Annotated in this window: 16 protein-coding genes; 4 read left to right on the top strand and 12 right to left on the bottom strand. The window is 71.0% G+C overall.

Annotated features, from left to right (window positions below; all coding sequences use genetic code 11):
• Positions 1-68: 68 nt before the first annotated feature.
• The 8 genes from olsB to rsmI all read right to left on the bottom strand — a co-directional run bounded on the left by olsB (position 69) and on the right by rsmI (position 8,954).
• Positions 69-914 (bottom strand): l-ornithine N(alpha)-acyltransferase, encoded by an 846-nt coding sequence (gene olsB / locus EDC22_RS06735; RefSeq protein ID WP_245499665.1) that lies wholly within the window; start codon positions 912-914, stop codon positions 69-71.
• 333 nt (positions 915-1,247) lie between these two features.
• Positions 1,248-3,539 carry a PAS domain-containing hybrid sensor histidine kinase/response regulator gene (locus EDC22_RS06730; RefSeq protein WP_132805847.1) on the bottom strand — a complete coding sequence of 764 codons (2,292 nt, stop codon included), beginning with the start codon at positions 3,537-3,539 and terminating at the stop codon, positions 1,248-1,250.
• A 133-nt stretch (positions 3,540-3,672) separates the two neighbouring features.
• Positions 3,673-5,205 (bottom strand): YifB family Mg chelatase-like AAA ATPase, encoded by a 1,533-nt coding sequence (locus EDC22_RS06725; protein WP_132805846.1) that lies wholly within the window; start codon positions 5,203-5,205, stop codon positions 3,673-3,675.
• A 162-nt stretch (positions 5,206-5,367) separates the two neighbouring features.
• Positions 5,368-5,808 (bottom strand): ion channel, encoded by a 441-nt coding sequence (locus EDC22_RS06720; protein WP_132805845.1) that lies wholly within the window; start codon positions 5,806-5,808, stop codon positions 5,368-5,370.
• An 18-nt stretch (positions 5,809-5,826) separates the two neighbouring features.
• Positions 5,827-6,417 carry an HdeD family acid-resistance protein gene (locus EDC22_RS06715; protein WP_165926816.1) on the bottom strand — a complete coding sequence of 197 codons (591 nt, stop codon included), beginning with the start codon at positions 6,415-6,417 and terminating at the stop codon, positions 5,827-5,829.
• Positions 6,418-6,669: 252 nt separating this feature from the next.
• Complete coding sequence (gene gshB / locus EDC22_RS06710) at positions 6,670-7,623, bottom strand: glutathione synthase (RefSeq protein ID WP_132805843.1); 954 nt, start codon at positions 7,621-7,623, stop codon at positions 6,670-6,672.
• A gap of 13 nt (positions 7,624-7,636) precedes the next feature.
• Positions 7,637-7,975, bottom strand: coding sequence for a YraN family protein (locus EDC22_RS06705; protein WP_245499664.1), 339 nt, complete (start codon positions 7,973-7,975; stop codon positions 7,637-7,639).
• A 37-nt stretch (positions 7,976-8,012) separates the two neighbouring features.
• The gene (rsmI, locus tag EDC22_RS06700; protein ID WP_132805841.1) at positions 8,013-8,954 is read right to left on the bottom strand and encodes a 16S rRNA (cytidine(1402)-2'-O)-methyltransferase; all 942 of its coding nucleotides are present in this window, start codon (positions 8,952-8,954) and stop codon (positions 8,013-8,015) included.
• A gap of 227 nt (positions 8,955-9,181) precedes the next feature.
• Here rsmI and EDC22_RS06695 point away from each other — a divergent pair, with 227 nt between their 5' ends.
• Positions 9,182-10,390 carry a penicillin-binding protein activator gene (locus tag EDC22_RS06695; RefSeq protein WP_245499663.1) on the top strand — a complete coding sequence of 403 codons (1,209 nt, stop codon included), beginning with the start codon at positions 9,182-9,184 and terminating at the stop codon, positions 10,388-10,390.
• 82 nt (positions 10,391-10,472) lie between these two features.
• On the opposite strand, the gene hemW is transcribed toward EDC22_RS06695, so the two are convergent.
• From hemW to rph, 3 genes are read right to left on the bottom strand one after another with little or no spacing between them, the layout of a single operon-like run.
• Positions 10,473-11,651, bottom strand: coding sequence for a radical SAM family heme chaperone HemW (gene hemW, locus EDC22_RS06690; RefSeq protein WP_132805839.1), 1,179 nt, complete (start codon positions 11,649-11,651; stop codon positions 10,473-10,475).
• A complete protein-coding gene (locus EDC22_RS18070) occupies positions 11,641-12,294 on the bottom strand; it encodes a non-canonical purine NTP pyrophosphatase (RefSeq protein ID WP_132805838.1) in 654 nt (217 codons plus the stop codon). The genes hemW and EDC22_RS18070 overlap by 11 nt, the downstream gene beginning before the upstream one ends.
• Positions 12,294-13,007 (bottom strand): ribonuclease PH, encoded by a 714-nt coding sequence (gene rph, locus EDC22_RS06680; protein ID WP_132805837.1) that lies wholly within the window; start codon positions 13,005-13,007, stop codon positions 12,294-12,296. Before rph ends, EDC22_RS18070 begins: the two co-directional genes overlap by 1 nt.
• Positions 13,008-13,150: 143 nt before the next feature.
• Between rph and hrcA the strand changes: the two genes are divergently transcribed.
• The 3 genes from hrcA (at position 13,151) to EDC22_RS06665 (ending at position 16,887) form a co-directional block, all read left to right on the top strand.
• The gene (hrcA, locus tag EDC22_RS06675; RefSeq protein ID WP_132805836.1) at positions 13,151-14,257 is read left to right on the top strand and encodes a heat-inducible transcriptional repressor HrcA; all 1,107 of its coding nucleotides are present in this window, start codon (positions 13,151-13,153) and stop codon (positions 14,255-14,257) included.
• A 127-nt stretch (positions 14,258-14,384) separates the two neighbouring features.
• Positions 14,385-15,050 (top strand): nucleotide exchange factor GrpE, encoded by a 666-nt coding sequence (gene grpE, locus EDC22_RS06670; protein WP_132805835.1) that lies wholly within the window; start codon positions 14,385-14,387, stop codon positions 15,048-15,050.
• A 217-nt stretch (positions 15,051-15,267) separates the two neighbouring features.
• A complete protein-coding gene (locus EDC22_RS06665) occupies positions 15,268-16,887 on the top strand; it encodes a hypothetical protein (RefSeq protein WP_132805834.1) in 1,620 nt (539 codons plus the stop codon).
• A gap of 132 nt (positions 16,888-17,019) precedes the next feature.
• Here EDC22_RS06665 and EDC22_RS06660 read toward each other — a convergent pair whose 3' ends face one another.
• The gene (locus EDC22_RS06660) at positions 17,020-17,670 is read right to left on the bottom strand and encodes an alpha-ketoglutarate-dependent dioxygenase AlkB family protein (protein WP_132805833.1); all 651 of its coding nucleotides are present in this window, start codon (positions 17,668-17,670) and stop codon (positions 17,020-17,022) included.
• Positions 17,671-17,771: the final 101 nt, after the last annotated feature.

Raw genomic sequence — 17,771 nt, 5'->3', positions numbered from 1 at the left:
GCAGCGCGGCGACGTGCGGGGCGCGGCAGGTCGCGACGCCCCGCCGCCCGGCAGGTCACACCGGCAGATCAGGACAGCCGTTCCCTGGGCGGGCCGAAATGGCCGAAATAGCGCGGGTTTATCGCCGAGACCGGCAGCACGATGCAGACGTCGGTGGTGCCGAACTGGTGGTCGACCACCGCGCCATCGCCGACGAAGGCGCCGAGCCTCAGATAGCCCTTCACCAGCGGCGGCAGCGAATGCAGCGCGGCACGCGCGTCGATCGCCTCGGCCGGTATCCGGTTCATCGGCACGTAGCGGCCGGGAACGGCACGGATGCGCCACTCCTCGGGCGCCGCGGCATGGTGGTGCAGGAATGACAGCGGCAACGCCAGCAGATCGGGCCGAGTGCCCTCGAGGCTGGCGCAGCCGATCATCACGTCGATCTCGTGGTGCTGGACATAGCCCCAGCAGCCCATCCACAACAGCTCGACGGTACGCTTGTTGCGGTATTCCTTGAGGACGCAGGAGCGTCCGAGCTCGAGAAAGCGCAGCGGCCGGTGGCGCTCGACGAGATCGGCGATCTCGAACTCGTCGGCGGTGTAGAAGCCGCCATACTGCTCGGCGACGTCCTGGCGCAGCAGCCGGTAGGTGCCAACCACCACCGGCTTGCGGCGGCGGCGCAGGTCGGCCGGCGGATCATGGTCGATCACGAGCAGGTGATCGCAGAGACCGTCGAAGCCGTCGACGTCGCGACGCAGGAACTTGTGACCGGCACCGGCCTGGGCCGACATCTCGCGATAGAACACGCGGTAGCGTAGGCTCTGCGCCATGCGCACCTCGGCGGCGGTGCGGGCCAGCCGCACCTCGAGCGATCCGATCCGGCCGAAACTGTCCGGAACGGGCGGCCGGGTCCGCCCGAAATCGAAGGTCATCGGCGTCAATCCGGCAACAGGCCCGAACTTCCGCACGAGCCGGCCGGGGCTGAACCTGTCCGTCAGTCGCATCTGGCCCCTGTGCCGCACCTGTCAGCGAGCCTCCCCCCGAAGGTGACGGGTCCCCTCACGGTGCCCGAACCGGGGTGTCCCGCCCCCATTTCCTTCGCGATATGAAACATAGTTCGCCGACAGTTGCGTGACAATCGTGAACGCTGCTGCGGGTCCCGTGCCGGGGCGGGTGTGCATGCTCACGGGATGCGGCGTACGGTCGGTGCGCCGTCCGGTCGGGGGCCGGTGCAGGACGCCGCGGCGCGACGGCGCGGGCACGCGTCAGCGCCGGGCGGACCGCGTGGCAGACGTCGAGTCGGGCTCAAGCCATGCGGCCAGCGCCTCGCGGGTCAGCGGCTTGACCAGGAAACCATCCATCCCCGCCGCAAGGCAGGCGCTGCGGTCCTCGGCGAAGGCATTGGCGGTGAGCGCGACGATGAGCGGGCCACCGGACGAATGCTCGCCGCCGAGCGCGCGGATGCGCCGGGCGGCCTCGAGCCCGTCGAGACCGGGCATGTGGATATCCATCAGGACGACCGGGAACGGCCGCCGCCGCCGCCGCGCGGCCCGATACATGTCCACGGCCGCAAGACCGTCGCGGGCCCGTTCGCTCCGGTGTCCCATGCGCGCGAGCAACGCCTCGGTCAGGAGGGCGTTGACGTCGTTGTCCTCGGCCAGAAGGATGTCGAGGGCGCGCACGGCGGTGCGGCTGCCCCGCGCCGCAGCCGGGTCCGGCATGGCTTCGCCCGAACGCGGTTCGCGCGCTGCCGCACTGCCCGCGCCGCAGGCGACACCGAGCCGGGTGACAAGCGACTGGCGCCGCACCGGCTTGACGAGATAGCCCGCGAATCCCCGCTCCTCGATCAGGGCGGGCAGCGACTGGCGGCGCGCCGGCGTGACCAGCACGATGGTCGGCAAGCGGGCGGGCTCGGCCGCGTCGGCAAGCGGCAGGTCGACCAGCACCGCGTCGTGGCGACAGGGAGCGGCGAGGCGGGCAGCGAGCGTCGCGCCGCGGGCGACGGCTTCGACCCGGGCGCCCTCCTCGCGCAGCGTGGCGGCTAGCGTCTGGCGCAGCAGCGGTTGTGCGGCGGCGATCAGGATGGAGCGTCCCTCGAGCAGCCGGCGGCGTCTCGCCGGCTGCGGACCACCTGCAGGGGCAAGGGGCAGGGCGACCCGGAACACACTGCCGCGGCCGGGGCGGGACGACACCGTGATGTCGCCGCCCATCGCCGTCACCAGCCGCCGGCAGATGGCAAGCCCGAGGCCGGTGCCACCGTGCCGACGCGATGGCCCGCCCTCGGCCTGCTCGAACTCCTCGAAGATGCGGTCGACCGCTTCGGCCGGCACGCCGATTCCCGTGTCGCGGACCGCGATCGCGACGCCCTGTCGGCCGGGCAGCGGGCGGACCTCGATGGAGACGCCGCCGCGGTCGGTGAACTTCACGGCGTTGCCGGCGAGGTTGAGCAGCACCTGGCGGACCCGGTCGGCGTCGCCGACGAGTGCCGGCCCGACATCGGCGGACACGAAGACGCACAGTTCCAGGCCCTTCTCCTCGGCACGCGGCTGCAGCAGCTCGGCGACGTCCTCGATGAGCGGGGCGACGGCAAAGGGTTCCGACGCGAGCTCGATGCGGCCCGCCTCGATGCGGGAGAAGTCGAGGATCTCGTCGATCATGCCGAGCAGGCTTGCCGCCGAGGTGCGCACCGCGCGGGCATAGGTCGCCTGCTCGGGCGTCAACCCGGTGTCGAGCAGCAGGTCGGCCATGCCGATGACGCCGTTCATCGGCGTGCGGATCTCGTGGCTGAGCGCCGCGAGGAAGCGTGACTTGGCGCGGTTGCCGGCTTCCGCCGCGTCGCGGGCACGCCGCAACGCCGCCTCGGCTTCCTTGCGTGCGGTCACGTCGCGGCCGATGCTCTGCACGGCAACGAGGCGCCCGGCATCGTCGCGCACCGGGACGTCCTGCCAGTGGATCCAGCGGATGCCGTCGGCGGTGCGGTAGCGCGCCTCGAAGGCAGCGACGGGGGTGCCGATCGGCCCCGGCCGGTTGGGCTCGTCGAGCGGATGCGGCATCGCGCGGGTGCCGAGGACGATGGCGCGGTCGAAGCCGAACAGCGCGCAGAAGCGGTCATTGACGTGGATCAGGCGGCCTTCGCGGTCGCGACGGACGATGATCGCGCCCTGCGCGTCGAGCAGATCGCGATGGTGTCGCAGGTCCTCGGACAGTTCCCAGATGCGATCCTGTGCGTCCTCGAGGCGGCCGCCAAGATGGGCGGCGGTCGCGGCGAGGGCGCGCGTCCGGCGCATGGCCAGAAGGAGCAGCCCGGCCATCAGCGGAACGGTCGCGATCAGCGCGGCCAGCGACCAGGACTGCAGCTCGGCCAGCGCCGTTTGCCAGGCGGACGGCGCTGCAGCGGCGACCGCCGCCCCCGCAAGCCAGACAACCGTCGCCGCCAGGCCAATCGCGACGAGGACCGCACCCGGGTCGATGCGTCGACCCGCAAATGCCCGAGGCTGACGGAGCGACGGGTCCGGGCGTGACGGGTCCCGGCAGGACTCGGCTCGGCGGGGCGGCATCGGCGGTCGACAGGTCCCGGGCTTGGCGCATCATCCCGACGCGCGATCGGTCGACCGCTACACGATCGCGATTAAGATCGCGTTGCCCGCCGGGGACGGCAGGTCGGGACGGGACGGCGCGCCGGACCGCCGATCACGCCGCGGCCAGAACCGTCGAGCCGGCCACACGCATGCCGATCGCCTCGGCAATGTGGAGCCGGCCGACCGAGGGGCTCGCCTCGAGATCGGCCAGGGTACGCGCCACCCGCAGCACACGGTGAAAGCCGCGCGCCGACAGCTTCAATGCCTCCGCGGCATCGCGCAGCAACGCCAGGCCGGCGGCATCGGGACGGGCGATCTCCTCGAGTAGACGGGCGGGGCAGGCGGCGTTGGTGCGCACGCCATCAAGGCCGAGCGCGGCATAACGGTCGCCCTGCACGGCACGGGCGGCCGCGACCCTCGCCGCCGCCTCGGCGCTGCCTTCGGGCGGCGGCGGCAGGATCAGGTCGCTCGCGCTGATCGCCGGCACCTCGAGCCGGATGTCGATGCGGTCGAGCAGCGGCCCGGAGACCCGTGCCTGGTAGTCGGCCGCACAGCGCTGGCCGCGCCGACAGGCATGACCCGGTTCGCCGGCCATGCCGCAACGGCAGGGATTCATCGCCGCGACCAGCTGGAAACGGGCCGGATAGGTGACCCGGTGCATGGCGCGAGCGATCACCGCCTCGCCGGCCTCGAGCGGTTCGCGCAAGGCATCCAGCGCCTGCGGCGCGAATTCGGGCAGTTCGTCGAGGAACAGCACGCCGTTGTGGGCGAGCGAGACCTCGCCCGGCCGTGCGCGCGTGCCGCCACCGACCAGCGCGGCCATCGAGGCGGAATGGTGCGGCGCTCGGAACGGCCGCTCTGCCGAGAGCCGTCCTCCGGCGAGCGTTCCGGCGATCGACTGGACCATCGAAACCTCGAGGAGTTCGGCCGGCGACAGTGGCGGCAGGATCGACGGCAGCCGCTGGGCGAGCATCGACTTGCCGGCGCCGGGCGGACCGACGAACAGCAGGTTGTGGCCGCCGGCCGCGGCGATCTCCAGGGCGCGCTTGGCGGTCTCCTGTCCCCGGATGTCGGAGAGATCGAGCCGGGCCGCCGCCGGCTCGCGCACCGCCGGCCGCGGCCGGGCGAGCAGCTGCGTGCCCTTGAAATGGTTGGCGACCTGGATCAGGTCGGCAGGCGCCACGATGTCCATGTCCGGGCTCGCCCAGGCCGCCTCCGGACCGCACTCGGCCGGACAGATCAGCCCCAGTCCCATGCCGTTGGCGCCGATCGCCGCCGGCAGCACGCCGCTGACGGGCGTGATCCGGCCGTCGAGCGCCAGTTCGCCGAGCACGCACCAGCCGGAAAGCGCATCGGCCGGCAGCGCGCCGATTGCCGCCATCAGCCCGACCGCGATCGGCAGATCGAAGTGGCTGCCCTCCTTGGGCAGGTCGGCCGGCGCGAGATTGACGGTGATGCGCCGGGGCGGCAGCGCCAGGCCGACCGCGGCCAGCGCCGCGCGGACCCGCTCGCGGCTTTCGGCCACCGCCTTGTCCGGCAGGCCGACGACCGCGAAGCCGGGAATGCCCGACGCCACCTGGCACTGAACGTCGACCCGGCGGGCCTCGATGCCGACGAAGGCGACCGTGGTGACGCGCGCGACCATCTCCGATTGCCCCCTTCCCCGCAGAAGGCTTCCGCCTCCTGCAGCCCTAGCGGTAGTCCGCAATCGGAAGTCTACGCCGGGCGGCTGCTGCACGCAAGAACATTGTGCGAACATAGCAGGCGCGATTCGAACCGTCGTCCGACCGCGCCGCCGCTGCCAGCCCTACTGATCCACCGCGATCCGTTCCAACTCGCGATAGGAGACCGACAGCACCTGGAACAGCACGGCGGTCGACCAGCCGAACAGCAGCACGCCGTTCATCGCCGTCATCGGCCCGATCAGGTTCCAGCGCGGTTCGGGCAGCACGTTGCCGTAGCCGAGCGTGGTGTAGTTGACGAAGGCAAAGGAGAAGCCGTTGGCGCCGGACGGCGTGACGCCCACCGCTGCATAGAGCATGGCCCAGGTCGCGATCTCAACGATGTGGGCGACCATCAGCACGGCGACGGCCGTCACCATGATCACCACCAGCCGCACCATCGCGCTGCGGTGGAACGACATCACCAGACGGGTGCGCAGTGCCCGCACCAGCGCAGACATCGCCGCCGCATGGACGGCGATGTTGAGCAGGCTGATACCCATCCCCAGGCCGAGTTCCACGAGCATGTCGGCCGGGGGGCCGGCTCACGCCGGCAGATCCTTCGCCGCCATGGCGGTCATGAACAGCGCAAGGCCGGCGAACAGCAGGTTGATGCCGACCAGCAGTCCCACCGCCCAGACGGCCGTACCCGGCCAGCCGGCCAGCAGCAGGACCGCCAGCGCGAGGTCGATGACACCCGAGATGATGATCCACACCCAGCTCGACGCCGCCGCCTTGCGGAACTCGAGACCGGCGATGATCTGGAAGATGCCCTCGATGACGAACATGGCGATCAGCACCATGGTCAGCGACAGCGCTCCGGCGAAGGGATCGGCGGCAAGAACAAGGCCGACGAGGATGGCGAGCACACCGGTCAAAACCGACCACCAGAAGCCGGGCGCCTGCCGGTGGCGGACGGTCGAGACCAGGCGGACGATGCCGCCGATGATGAACAGCCAGCCGACGAAGACGGCGGTCGTCAGGGTCGCGATCTGCGGCCAGAGCACGGCGAACAGGCCGAGGACAACCAGGACCACGCCCTCGATCATGAACAGCGTGCGGTTCTCCCGGATGGCCTCGCGGGCCCGCTCGGTCATCTCGGCAGCGGACGGCAGTGCGGCATTGCTGGATTGCATGACTGGCCTCCCCGATTCATGCCCTTGCAGGATCCCACCGCGCCACGGCTTCGTCCAGTGGGCGGTTCCGCCCGAAGGCATGACAGCCCGCCGGACGGCCGGCAGCCAGCGCCCTTCCCGGCGACGCGGACTTCGGTTCCCGGACAGGGCTGGCGACGATTCAAGGAGTGTAGGCTCAGGGAGACGGAGCGGATCATGAGGTCCGCGAGACGATGAAGCGCACCGGAGCCGGATGGACAAGCTTCCGGGAATTCACATCTGGCGTCCCGCCCGCTTCGCCTCGATCGAATCCCAGACGATCGCCGCGACGTCCGGACCGCCGAGGTTCTTCACCGCGCGCAGGCCGGTCGGGCAGGTCACGTTGATCTCGGTCAGATGCCCGTGGATGACATCGATGCCGACCAGCACGAAGCCGCGGCGACGCATTTCCGGCGCCAGTCGTTCGCAGATCTCCCGTTCGCGGGGTGTGAGGTCGGTCGCCTCAGCGGCGCCGCCGCGCACCATGTTGGATCTGAGATCGTCCTCGGCCGGCACGCGGTTCACCGCGCCCGCGAATTCGCCGTCGACCAGCAGGATCCGCTTGTCGCCATGCTTCACTTCGGGCAGGAAGCGCTGGACCACCCACGGCTCGCGGAAAGTGACCGCAAAGAGGTCGTAGAGCGAGCCGAAGTTGAGGTCGTGGCGTGCGATGCGGAACACTGCGCCGCCGCCATGGCCGTAGAGCGGCTTCATGACGATGTCGCCGAACTCGCGGCGGAACGCCTCGATCTCGCTCCTGTCGCGGGTGATCAGGGTCGGCGGCATCAGGTCGGGAAAGGTGGTGACGAGGATCTTCTCCGGCGCGTTGCGCACCCCGGCCGGATCGTTGACCACGAGCGTGTGCGGATGGATGCGCTCGAGCATGTGGGTCGCGGAGATGTAGGCCATGTCGAAGGGCGGATCCTGGCGCATCAGCACCACGTCCATCTCGGCGAGATCACGGCGTTCGGCGGGCCCCAGCGTGAAGTGGTCGCCGAGGACGTCGCGGACCTCGACGGGCGCCAGGGCGGCGCTGACCCGACCGTCGCGCATCGCCAGCCGGTCGGGTGTGTAGTAGTACAGGCGGTGGCCGCGCGCCTGCGCCTCCAGCATCAGCGCAAAGGTCGAATCGCCCTTGATCGAGATCGCTTCGATCGGGTCCATCTGGACCGCCACGTCGAGCGCCATTGCCGCCTCCTGTTCATCCGCGTCGGGTCGTATGCACCTGGTCGTCGGCAAATGCGCCCGTCAGCCGGCGCGGCCACGATCGCGGCGCCCAGGTCACTACGTCGAAGCGCATCGTGTATCGGGCATGCGCCGGGTGCTTCGCAAGCCACCAGCGCGCCGCCTCGACGATGCGTCGCCGGCCGCGCGGCAGCACCGCCTCGGCCGCAGCGGTCTGGTCAGCCCTCAGCTTGACCTCGACGAAGACCAGCACCGCCCCGCGCCGCACCACCAGGTCGATCTCTCCGCGCGGGGTGCGGAACCGGCGCGCCAGCGGCCGGAAGCCGAGGCAGACATACCACACGGCGGTCGCCATCTCGGCGACACGGCCGGCACGTTCTCGACGCCGCCGCTCACGCGTCATCGCCGCAGCCGCCGCCCGCAAGCGCCAATGCCCGCCGGTAGAGGTCGGCCCGCTTCAGCCCGGTCTCCGCCGCCAGCAGCGCGGCGGCCCGGCTGACACCGTGGGCGGCGACCAGCGCCGCGAGCCTGGCGTCGAGATCGCCGACCTCGGGACGGTCGGCAGCTTGCGGCGCCGCGCCGATCACCAGCACGATCTCGCCCTTCGGCGGGCTTGCGGCAAAGGCCGCCGCGAGATCGGCGAGCGTGCCGCGCACCACCGTCTCGAAGCGCTTGGTCAGTTCCCGGGCGAGCGCCGCCGGTCGGGCGCCGCCGAGCCCGGCGGCAAGATCGGCGAGCGCGGCCGCCGTGCGCTGCGGTGCCTCGAACACGACCAGCGTGCCGGGCAGCGCGGCGAGTTCGGCGATGCGGGCGCGGCGCGCCGCCGCCCTGGCCGGCAGGAACCCCTCGAACCAGAACCGGTCGGTCGGCAGCCCCGCCGTGACGAGGCCGGCCATCAGCGCCGATGGCCCGGGCACCGGGAACACCGGATGTCCGGCGGCGATCGCGGCGGCGACCAGCCGGAAGCCGGGATCGGAGACCAGCGGCGTTCCGGCGTCGGTCACCTGGGCGACGCGTCCGCCGGCGGCAAGGCGGGCGATGAGTTCCGGCCGGCGCGCCTCGGCATTGTGGTCGTGATAGGAAACCAGCCGCGTGCGGATGCCGTAGCGCTCGAGCAGCCGTCGGGTGACGCGGGTGTCCTCGCAGGCGATCACGTCTGCCTGGGCCAGCACCCTGAGCGCCCGCAAGGTGACGTCGGCGAGATTGCCGATCGGCGTGGCGACCACGTAGAGGCCGGGAGGGTCGGGACGGTCGCCGCTGAGCGCGGCCGCCACGGCGGCGAGGTCGGCCGCGGGCGGGGCGCTGTCCGGCCGGGTATCGGGGCGGCGGGCCAAGCTGTCTCCGGGGTGGCGGGTCGTACGCCTGTGAAACTAGCACGTCACGGGCCCGGTGTGCGCACCGGTTGCGCGGGCCGATGCATGCGGCACTGCCGGCGGCAAGGCGGGCGGGCTTTGCTTTCCATCGGTCGAGCCACTACCATACGCGGCCGAGGCAGAGCCCGCGCGCGCCTGACGGGGTGCAGCGGTTCGGGCAACCACACGACGAGGGACCTGTCGGCAACGTGCGTCACATTCTCGACTGGACAGCCATCGCGGCAACATCGGCCTGCCGCCGGTTGATCACGGCCACCGCAGTGGCCGGCGCGGCAATCATCCTGAGCGCCTGTGGCCAGGGTCTGGACTCCGGCCCCGGCACCGGTCCGGTCAGCGGCGATGCGCTCGGCACCGGAGCCAACCGCATCGCGCTGTTGCTGCCGTTGTCGGGACCGGGCGGCTCGGCGGATGTCGCCAAGGCCATGCAGAACGCCGCCGAACTGGCGCTGGCCGAACTGCCGACCGCGGACATCCAGCTCGTGCCGATCGACACGCGCGGCACCACCGAAGGCGCACAGGCCGGTGCCCGGGCGGCCATAGCCGGCGGCGCGCGGCTGATCGTCGGCCCGCTGTTCGCCGCCGAGGTCAGCGCCGTCGCACCGGTCGCGCGCAGCGCCAACGTTCCGGTGATCGGATTCTCGAGCGATGCCAACGTCGCCGGGCCGGGCGTCTATCTGCTGAGTTTCCTGCCCGAGCAGGATATCGAACGGATCGTCGAGTACGCGGTGCGACAGGGCAAGCGGTCGTTTGCGGCACTGCTGCCGGAAAGCCCCTACGGCTCGATCGCCGAGGCAGCGCTGCAACAGTCGGCCCCTGCGGCAGGCGGGCGGGTCGTCACGGTTGCCCGCTATGGTGCGGACGAAGCGCAGATGCAGGCCGCCGTGGCGCAGGTCGCGCCGGTGGCAAGCGGCGCGGCGCCGCAGGCCGACGCGCTGCTGATGCCCGAGGGGCCGCCGGCGCTCGCCACCCTGTTGGCGCAGCTGTCGGCCGCCAATGTCGGTGCGCGGCGGGTGCAGTTCCTCGGTTCCGGCCAGTGGAACGATGCCGCCGTCTGGCGACTCGGTGCGCTGACCGGCGGCTGGTTCGCCGGGCCCGACCCGACCGGCTGGCAGACCTTCCAGGCAAAGTACCGTGACCGCTACGGTGTCGAGCCGCCGCGCAACGCCACACTGGCCTACGACGCGGTGACGCTGGCCGCTGCGCTGTCGCGCATCCAGGGCGCCAACGCCTTCACCAATCAGACACTCACCAATCCGGACGGCTTCTCCGGGGTCGACGGCATCTTCCGGTTCCGCCAGAATGGTACGATCCAGCGCGGACTTGCCATCCTCGAGATCGGCAACGGCCAGGTGCGCATCCGCGAGCCGGCGCCGCGCTCGTTTGCGGCGGGCGGCTGAAGCGTCCGGGGCCAGCACAGGGCCATTGCGCCGGGCGCCGGATCATCAGATCGGGCGCACCGGGCGTCAGGCAGCCGGGGCGTCAGGCAGCCAGGTCGCCGACCACAGCATTGAGCACGGCAAATCCGGCCGGCGTTGCCCGCAAGCGGCCGTCGGCGAGCCGCTCGATCAGGCCGTAACCGACCAGATCGCCGATGCGGTCTGCGGTCAGCTCGCGGCCGGCGAGCTGGCGATAGCGGGCCGGATCGACCCCCTCGGCCAGGCGCAGGCCCATCACCAGATATTCGTCGGCCACCTCCTCGCGGGTCAGCTCGATCCGCTCGACGACGCCGTGACCGCGCTGGCCGACCTCGGCCAGCCATGCCTCCGGGGCGCGCACCGTTGACAGCGCCGTGCGCACGCCCATCACGTCGAGCCGGCCGTGCGCGCCGGGTCCGACACCGGCCCATTCGCCGCCGCGCCAGTAGACGAGATTGTGCCGGCACTCGCCACCCGGGCGCGCATGGTTGGAGATCTCGTAGGCTGGCAGCCCGTACCGATCGGTCGTCTCCAGGGTGACGTCGTAGAGGGCGCGACCGAGCTCGTCGTCCGGGACGACGAGCTTGCCGCGCGCGTGCAGCGCCGCAAACGGCGTCTCCGGCTCGATGGTGAGCTGATAGAGCGACAGATGCTCGCCGGCCATCCGGCAGGCTTCGTCGAGTTCGGCCGTCCAGGCCGCGACCGTCTGGCCTGGCCGGGCATAGATCAGGTCGAAGGACACCCGGTCGAAGGTCGCATGGGCGATGTCGAGCGCAGCGCGGGCGGCGGCGACGTCGTGCAGACGGCCGAGAAGGCGCAGCGCCTGATCGTCGAGCGCCTGGATGCCGAGCGAGATCCGGTTGACACCTGCCGCGCGATATCCGGCGAAGCGGTCCGCCTCGACGCTGGACGGGTTGGCCTCGAGCGTGACCTCGACGTCTGCGGCGACCGGCCAGTTGGCGGCCACCGCGTCAAGTACGCCGGCGACCGTCTCGGGATCCATCAGCGAGGGTGTCCCGCCACCGAAGAACACCGACCGAACCGTGCGGCCGGGTGCCAGCGCCGCCATGTAGCCGAGCTCGGCGACCAGCCCGTCAAGATAGCGCACCTGCGGAATCTCGCGCCGCACATGCGAGTTGAAGTCGCAATAGGGACATTTGGCCGCGCAGAACGGCCAGTGTACGTAGACGCCGAAGCCCGGATCCGCATCCTGCGGGCGGGGCGAGCTCGGTCTATCCGGCAAGGCAGGCCTCCACCAGCGCGGCGAAGGCGCGGGCCCGATGCGACAGTCCCGGACGCTCGGGATCGCCCGGTGACCAGCCGTGCTTCTCCGCCGCGGACATCTCGCCGAAGGTGCGCGATTCGCCGTCCGGGAGGAACATCGGATCATAGCCGAAGCCGGCACTGCCGCGCGGCGGCCAGACAAGCGTGCCGTGCACCTCGCCGCGCACCGTCTCGACATGACCATCCGGCCAGGCAAGTGCCAGCACGGCGACGAAACAGGCGCGTCGCGCGTCCGGCCCGGTGGCGCCCTTCTGTTGCAGGCGTTCCTCGATATTGCGCATGGCGCGCGCGAAATCGCGGTCGCTGCCGGCCCAGCGGGCCGAGTGAATGCCGGGCTGGCCGCCGAGCGCGGCCACACAGAGTCCGGAATCGTCGGCGAGTGCCGGAAGGCTCACGGCGGTGGCCGCGGCCAGCGCCTTCAGGGCGGCATTCGCCTCGAAGCTGTCGCCGGTCTCCTCGGGCTCGGGCAGGCCGAGATCGGAGGCGGCGACGGGGTCGAAACCGAGCGGGCCGACGAGCGCGGCGATCTCGGCGAGCTTGCCGCGATTGTGGGTCGCGATGACGAGTCTGCCGGGGTCGAGCCGGCGCCGGCCGGCCGCCATCAGGCGATCGCCATGCGCTGGAGATCGACGAGCCGGTCGATGCCCCGGCGGGCCAGGGCGAGCATGGCGACGAGTTCAGCCTCGCTGAACGGCGCGCCCTCCGCACTTGCCTGCACCTCGACGAGCTTGCCCGAACCGGTGACAACGAAGTTGGCGTCGGTCTCGGCCTCGGAATCCTCCAGATAATCGAGATCGAGTACCGGCGTGCCGGCATAGACACCGCAGGAGACGGCGGCGACATGGTCGCGCAGCGGGCTTGTGGCCAGCATTTCGCGGCGCATCATCCAGGTGATGCAGTCGCTGAGCGCCACCCAGCCGCCGGTAATCGCCGCCGTGCGGGTGCCGCCATCGGCATTGATGACGTCGCAGTCGACGACGATCTGGCGCTCGCCGAGTGCGACGAGATCGGTCACCGCGCGCAGGCTGCGGCCGATCAGGCGCTGGATCTCCATGGTGCGTCCGCTCTGGCGGCCGGCGGCCGCCTCGCGCCGCATCCGCTCGGTGGTGGCCCGCGGCAGCATGCCGTACTCGGCCGTCACCCACCCCTTGCCGGAACCGCGCAACCAGCCGGGAACCTTGTCGTCGAGACTGGCGGTGCACAGCACTTCGGTGTCGCCGAAGCGGACGAGGCAGGAGCCCTCGGCATGGCGCGAGACGCCGCGCTCCAGCCTGACGGGGCGCAGTTCGTCCGCGGCGCGCTTCGAGGGTCGCATGGTCCGGTCTCCCTGGAATTGGCCGGCACGGCGGCCGGCGAGCGTCGTTCTAGCGGCTTCCCCCCCGCTTCGCCACCCCGACCCGATCGGCGCCGGTGATGTGCTTGACGCGGTCGTGCCGGCTCCTCACATAATCCTTTGCCATGAACCAGATAAGACCGCCTGGACGTTCCGTCACGCCAGCCGGCAGCCGCTCGCCGCTGGCCGAGCTCGACCTGCGTTCGCGCGAAATCTTCCGGCGCATCGTCGAAGCCTATCTGGAAAGCGGCGAGCCGGTCGGCTCCCGCAACCTGTCGCGAAGCCTGCCGATGAGCCTGTCGCCGGCCTCGGTGCGCAACGTGATGAGCGATCTGGAAGGCCTCGGGCTGATCTACGCCCCACACACCAGCGCCGGACGGCTGCCCACCGAGCTCGGCCTCCGGTTCTTCGTCGACGCGCTGCTCGAGATCGGCGACCTCGGCGAGACAGAACGCAGCCATATCGAGAGCCGGGTGCGCGCGCACGCCCATGACGGCTCGCCGGAGGCAGTGCTGGCGGAGGCCGGCAACCTGCTGTCCGGCCTGTCGCGCGGCGCCGGCGTGGTGCTCGCCTCGAAGGCCGATCCGCGCGTCAAGCACATCGATTTCGTGCGGCTCGAACCGCGCCGGGTGCTGGCGATCCTGGTCGGCGATGACGGTTCTGTGGAAAACCGCATCCTGACGCTGGACGAGGACATCCCCCCCTCGGCGCTGGTCGAGGCCTCGAACTACCTGAACGCGCGGCTGCAGGGGCGCACCCTCAACGACCTGAAGGCCGACATGGAGCGCTCGCGCAAGGCGCTGGAAGCCGAGCTCGACGCGTTGAGCCGCCGCGTCGTCGAGGCGGGACTGGCGACCTGGGCCGGCTCGGGCAGCGAGCGCCCGCACACGCTGATCGTGCGCGGCCACGCCAACCTGCTCGAGAACCTGAACGCGCTGGAGGATCTCGAGCGCATCCGCCTGCTGTTCGAGGATCTCGAGAAGCAGAACGATATCATCGAACTGCTGGCGCATGCCGAACGCGGCGAGGGGGTCAAGATCTTCATCGGCTCGGAGAACAAGCTGTTCTCGCTGTCCGGCTCGACGGTGGTGGCGACGCCCTATCGCGACGCCAACCGCAAGATCGTCGGCGTGCTGGGCGTCATCGGGCCGACCCGGCTCAACTATGCGCGCATCGTGCCGGTGGTGGAATACACTGCCCAGGTGGTCGGGAGGCTGATCGACCGGGAGTGAGCCGGACGGTCGCGGCGGCCGCGACGCGCTGCGGCGCGGGCGCTGACGCCAGAGCGGTTGATTTCTCGCCCGCAAGCCTCGATATCGGGGGCGACCCTTTCACCGAGACTTCCGCTCAGAGGCAGCGATGACCGAACACAAGCACAATGCCGAGTCGCAGGCCGGCACGCCGGAGACGGCCGCCGAGCCCTCCGCGCCACAGGCGTCCGGGGACGGCGAACCCGCCCGCGCCGAGGCAGACATCGACCCGACCGCGGCCCTGCGGGCCGAGATTGCGGATCTCAAGGATCGCCTGATGCGCTCGATCGCCGAGGCGGAGAACCTGCGCAAGCGCGCCGAGCGCGAGGTGCGCGATGCCGGCCAGTACGCGATCTCGAAGTTCGCCCGCGACATCCTGAGCGTCGGCGACAACATGCGCCGGGCGCTCGACACGGTCGGCGCGGAGGCGCGTGCCGCCGCCGACGCCACCTTCGTCGCGCTGCTGGAGGGCGTCGAGCTGACCGAGCGCGAGCTGCTGAACGTGCTCGAACGGCACGGCGTCAAGCGCATCGATCCGAAGGGCGCCCGCTTCGATCCGAACCTGCACCAGGCGATGTTCGAGGTGCCGGACGAGTCGGTACCGGCCGGAACCGTCGTCCAGGTGGTCCAGCCGGGCTACACCATCGGCGAACGCTGCCTGAGGCCGGCCATGGTCGGCATCTCGCGCGGCGGGCCCCGGCCGGCGGCCCGGCAGGACGGCGAGCCGGCCGCGGGCGAGGAGGCAACCGGCGGTCGGATCGACCGCACCGCCTGATCCGCCGGCCGGAGGGACGGCTGTCGCCTTTATGTAACAGGTCGGCCCTGGCCGCGTAGGCCTGGAAGAAGTTGCTGTATTCTCAGCGCTCTAGGTCGTAGCCTTGCGGCCGGGAGGGGCATTGCCGCGCTTGCCGCGAACCGGCGCCCATAGTAGCTTCGCCGCGATCGCCGCGGAGCGATGAACATTGCAAACCCGAATCGGGGGATTCATGTCCATGCTTTCCACTCGCCGGGCTCTGATGCTCGGTGCGTTCCTGACGGCCTTCGCTGCGACGGTACCGTCGGCGCAGGCCGAGGACGAGGCCGAGGTGCAGACGATCCGCGCGGTGAGCCACAGCATTCCGGCCGGCAGCCGGGCGCAGGCCGTCGCCGCCAATGCCGGCGCACCGCGCATCATTCCGGCCGGCGAGGCCGAGCTCTTGCGGATCAAGGCGCTGGCCGGCGGGTCCGAGGGCGCGACCAGCCTGGTCGCGGCGGGAGAGGCCACCGAACTGACCGTCAGGGTGCGCAACGAGAACCGCCGGCGCGTCTGCCAGACGGATGCCTCCACCGGCGCGGCTCCCTCCGGGATCAATGGCGCGGTCGGCCCGCAGATCATGGTGGTCGTCACCAATTCGGCGATCAGCCGCTACAACAAGAACAACTGCGCGAGAGTGGGCCAGCAGTCGCTCGCGGCCTTCTTCGCCGGCGTCGGGGTTCCGGCCACGGCGCAGCTGAAGGATCCGCGGGTCATCTACGACCGCAGGAGCCGGCGGTTCTTCGTCACCGCGGTGTCGACAGATTCCGGCAATTCCGACCAGTATCAGTACGTCGCGGTGTCGACGGACGCCACCGGGCGCACCTACAACCTCTACCGAATCATGCTGAGCGAGGGCACGGCGCGCTTCTGCAAGCGCAGCGTCGGCTCCACCTGGGACTTCCCGATGGCCGGCGTCAGCAATGCGCGCTGGTTCGTGACGGCCAATGACAAGGGTCTGGCCGGCGGCGTACGCGGGGCGATCCTGTCGATGGACAAGCGGGCGTCGCTGAGCGGCGCGCCGATGACGGTGAAGTGCTTCAACCAGCTGCCGGCAAACCTGGCCGCGACGATCTCGCTCGACGCCTCGGCAGCGACCGCGTTCCTGTCGCCGGGCAGCGGCTCGAGCAGCCGGATCGAGCGTCGCGTGGTGACCGCGGTCGGCGGCGGCGTGGCCAACGACACGCTCACGCCGATCGCGCCGGTCGTCATCCCGACCTGGTGGGCGCCGCCGGCGGCGGCCCAGCCGAACGGCCAGCTGCTCGACACACTCGATGGCCGGTTCGTGGCGCCGAGCATCCAGAACCAGCAGAAGATCGTCAACGTCCATTCGATCAAAGTGCGGGATACCGCGAAGATCCGCCTCTACCACATCTCAACCCTGAACGATGCGGTGTCACCGACGCTGATCTTCACGCCGACCACGGTCGAGGACGAGTCCGACAACCTGTTCAACGCCTCTGTCGCCACCAGCTACGGCACGGCGGATGCCCCGGTCTTCATCTCGGCGACGCGGACGATCCCCGGCAACCGCAATGCTGGCCGGGCCTCGCAGCTGCTGTTCTCAGGTCCGGCCGATTCGGCTGACTCGGCGCGCTGGCGCTACGCGCTGATCGGCAGCTCGCAGGCGCAGATGACCGGCTGTGCCCGCCAGCCTGCTGGCGTGTGCCGCTGGGGCGACTATTCCTCGACCCAGATCGAGCCCGGCAACGCCCGGCTCGGTTGGGGCTTCAACCAGCTCGTCGACGGAACCGGTTCTGCCAACCAGTCGCGCTGGACGACCCGCGCCGGCCTGATGCAGGCCTTCCGCGGCCCCTGAGGCGTTCCATCCCGGCAGTTCCATCCCGGTAACCGCATCCCCCGGCAGCTCCCGCCACAGCGGGCGCTGCCATCTGCGGGACCGGCGACGTTGCGGCGGCTCGTTTGCTGTCGCGTCCGGGCGGACGTCCGGTCACGGCCGAGATTCGGTCCGGCTGACGCGGCGCAGCGTGAGGTTGAGCCTGCCGCCGCCGGGCGGCCAGCCCGCCAGCAGCGTCGAGCTGCCGGCCACGATCCGGTCGACGCCGTGGAAGGCCAGCCGACTCTGGCCGCCGAGCACCAGCGCGTCGCCGGACTTGAGGCGGATCGAGAATGTCGGATCCCTGCGCCCGGTCCCGCCGATACGGAATATGGCGGTGTCGCCGAGCGACAGCGACACCACCGGTGCCGTCATGTCCTCCTCGTCCTCGTCGCGATGCAGCCCCATGCGGGCCTGCGGCAGATAATGGTTGACGAGGCAGGCCTCGGCCGGTGCGGCTGCCGGCGCCAGCTCGCGCCAGGCCTGCAGCACCAGCGCCGGCATCGGCGGCCAGGGCGCGCCGGTTTCGGGATGCGTCGCCACGTAGCGATACCCGCCGGCGGCATCCGAAACCCAGCCGAGCGGTCCGCAATTGGTCATCCGCACCGAGAACGGCCTTCCGGTGCGTGGCATCCGCGGCGTGAAGAACGGCGCCGCCTCGACGATCCGCCTCAGATCGGCGACGAGCGCTTCCTGCGCCTCCCGGTCCAGATAGCCGGGCACATGCAAGCACCCCGGTCGCAGTTCGATCCTCGCGTGTCCCATCGCGTCCTCCGGCTCGGCTGATGCACGGCCTGCCCGACCGCCCGACGGCCCCGGCGCATCGCACGCGTCATCGCTCTCCCGCCTTGCGTGCCCTCGGGCCC

This window comes from Tepidamorphus gemmatus, assembly GCF_004346195.1.
Lineage (GTDB): Bacteria > Pseudomonadota > Alphaproteobacteria > Rhizobiales > Tepidamorphaceae > Tepidamorphus > Tepidamorphus gemmatus.
Note: the sequence above shows the minus strand (reverse complement) of the source record. Positions and strands in the feature narration are given on the sequence as shown.

Excerpts from the sequence above, each read along its gene's own strand:
- EDC22_RS06665 (WP_132805834.1), top strand. The coding sequence starts at position 15,268 with ATGCTTTCCACTCGCCGGGCTCTGATGCTCGGTGCGTTCCTGACGGCC.
- EDC22_RS06725 (WP_132805846.1), bottom strand. The coding sequence starts at position 5,205 with ATGGTCGCGCGCGTCACCACGGTCGCCTTCGTCGGCATCGAGGCCCGC.
- grpE (WP_132805835.1), top strand. The coding sequence starts at position 14,385 with ATGACCGAACACAAGCACAATGCCGAGTCGCAGGCCGGCACGCCGGAG.
- gshB (WP_132805843.1), bottom strand. The coding sequence starts at position 7,623 with ATGGCGCTCGACGTGGCGGTCCAGATGGACCCGATCGAAGCGATCTCG.
- EDC22_RS06660 (WP_132805833.1), bottom strand. The coding sequence starts at position 17,670 with ATGGGACACGCGAGGATCGAACTGCGACCGGGGTGCTTGCATGTGCCC.
- EDC22_RS06705 (WP_245499664.1), bottom strand. The coding sequence starts at position 7,975 with ATGGCGACCGCCGTGTGGTATGTCTGCCTCGGCTTCCGGCCGCTGGCG.
- EDC22_RS06730 (WP_132805847.1), bottom strand. The coding sequence starts at position 3,539 with ATGCCGCCCCGCCGAGCCGAGTCCTGCCGGGACCCGTCACGCCCGGAC.
- hrcA (WP_132805836.1), top strand. The coding sequence starts at position 13,151 with ATGAACCAGATAAGACCGCCTGGACGTTCCGTCACGCCAGCCGGCAGC.
- EDC22_RS06715 (WP_165926816.1), bottom strand. The coding sequence starts at position 6,417 with ATGCAATCCAGCAATGCCGCACTGCCGTCCGCTGCCGAGATGACCGAG.
- olsB (WP_245499665.1), bottom strand. The coding sequence starts at position 914 with ATGACCTTCGATTTCGGGCGGACCCGGCCGCCCGTTCCGGACAGTTTC.
- rph (WP_132805837.1), bottom strand. The coding sequence starts at position 13,007 with ATGCGACCCTCGAAGCGCGCCGCGGACGAACTGCGCCCCGTCAGGCTG.
- EDC22_RS06720 (WP_132805845.1), bottom strand. The coding sequence starts at position 5,808 with ATGCTCGTGGAACTCGGCCTGGGGATGGGTATCAGCCTGCTCAACATC.
- EDC22_RS18070 (WP_132805838.1), bottom strand. The coding sequence starts at position 12,294 with ATGGCGGCCGGCCGGCGCCGGCTCGACCCCGGCAGACTCGTCATCGCG.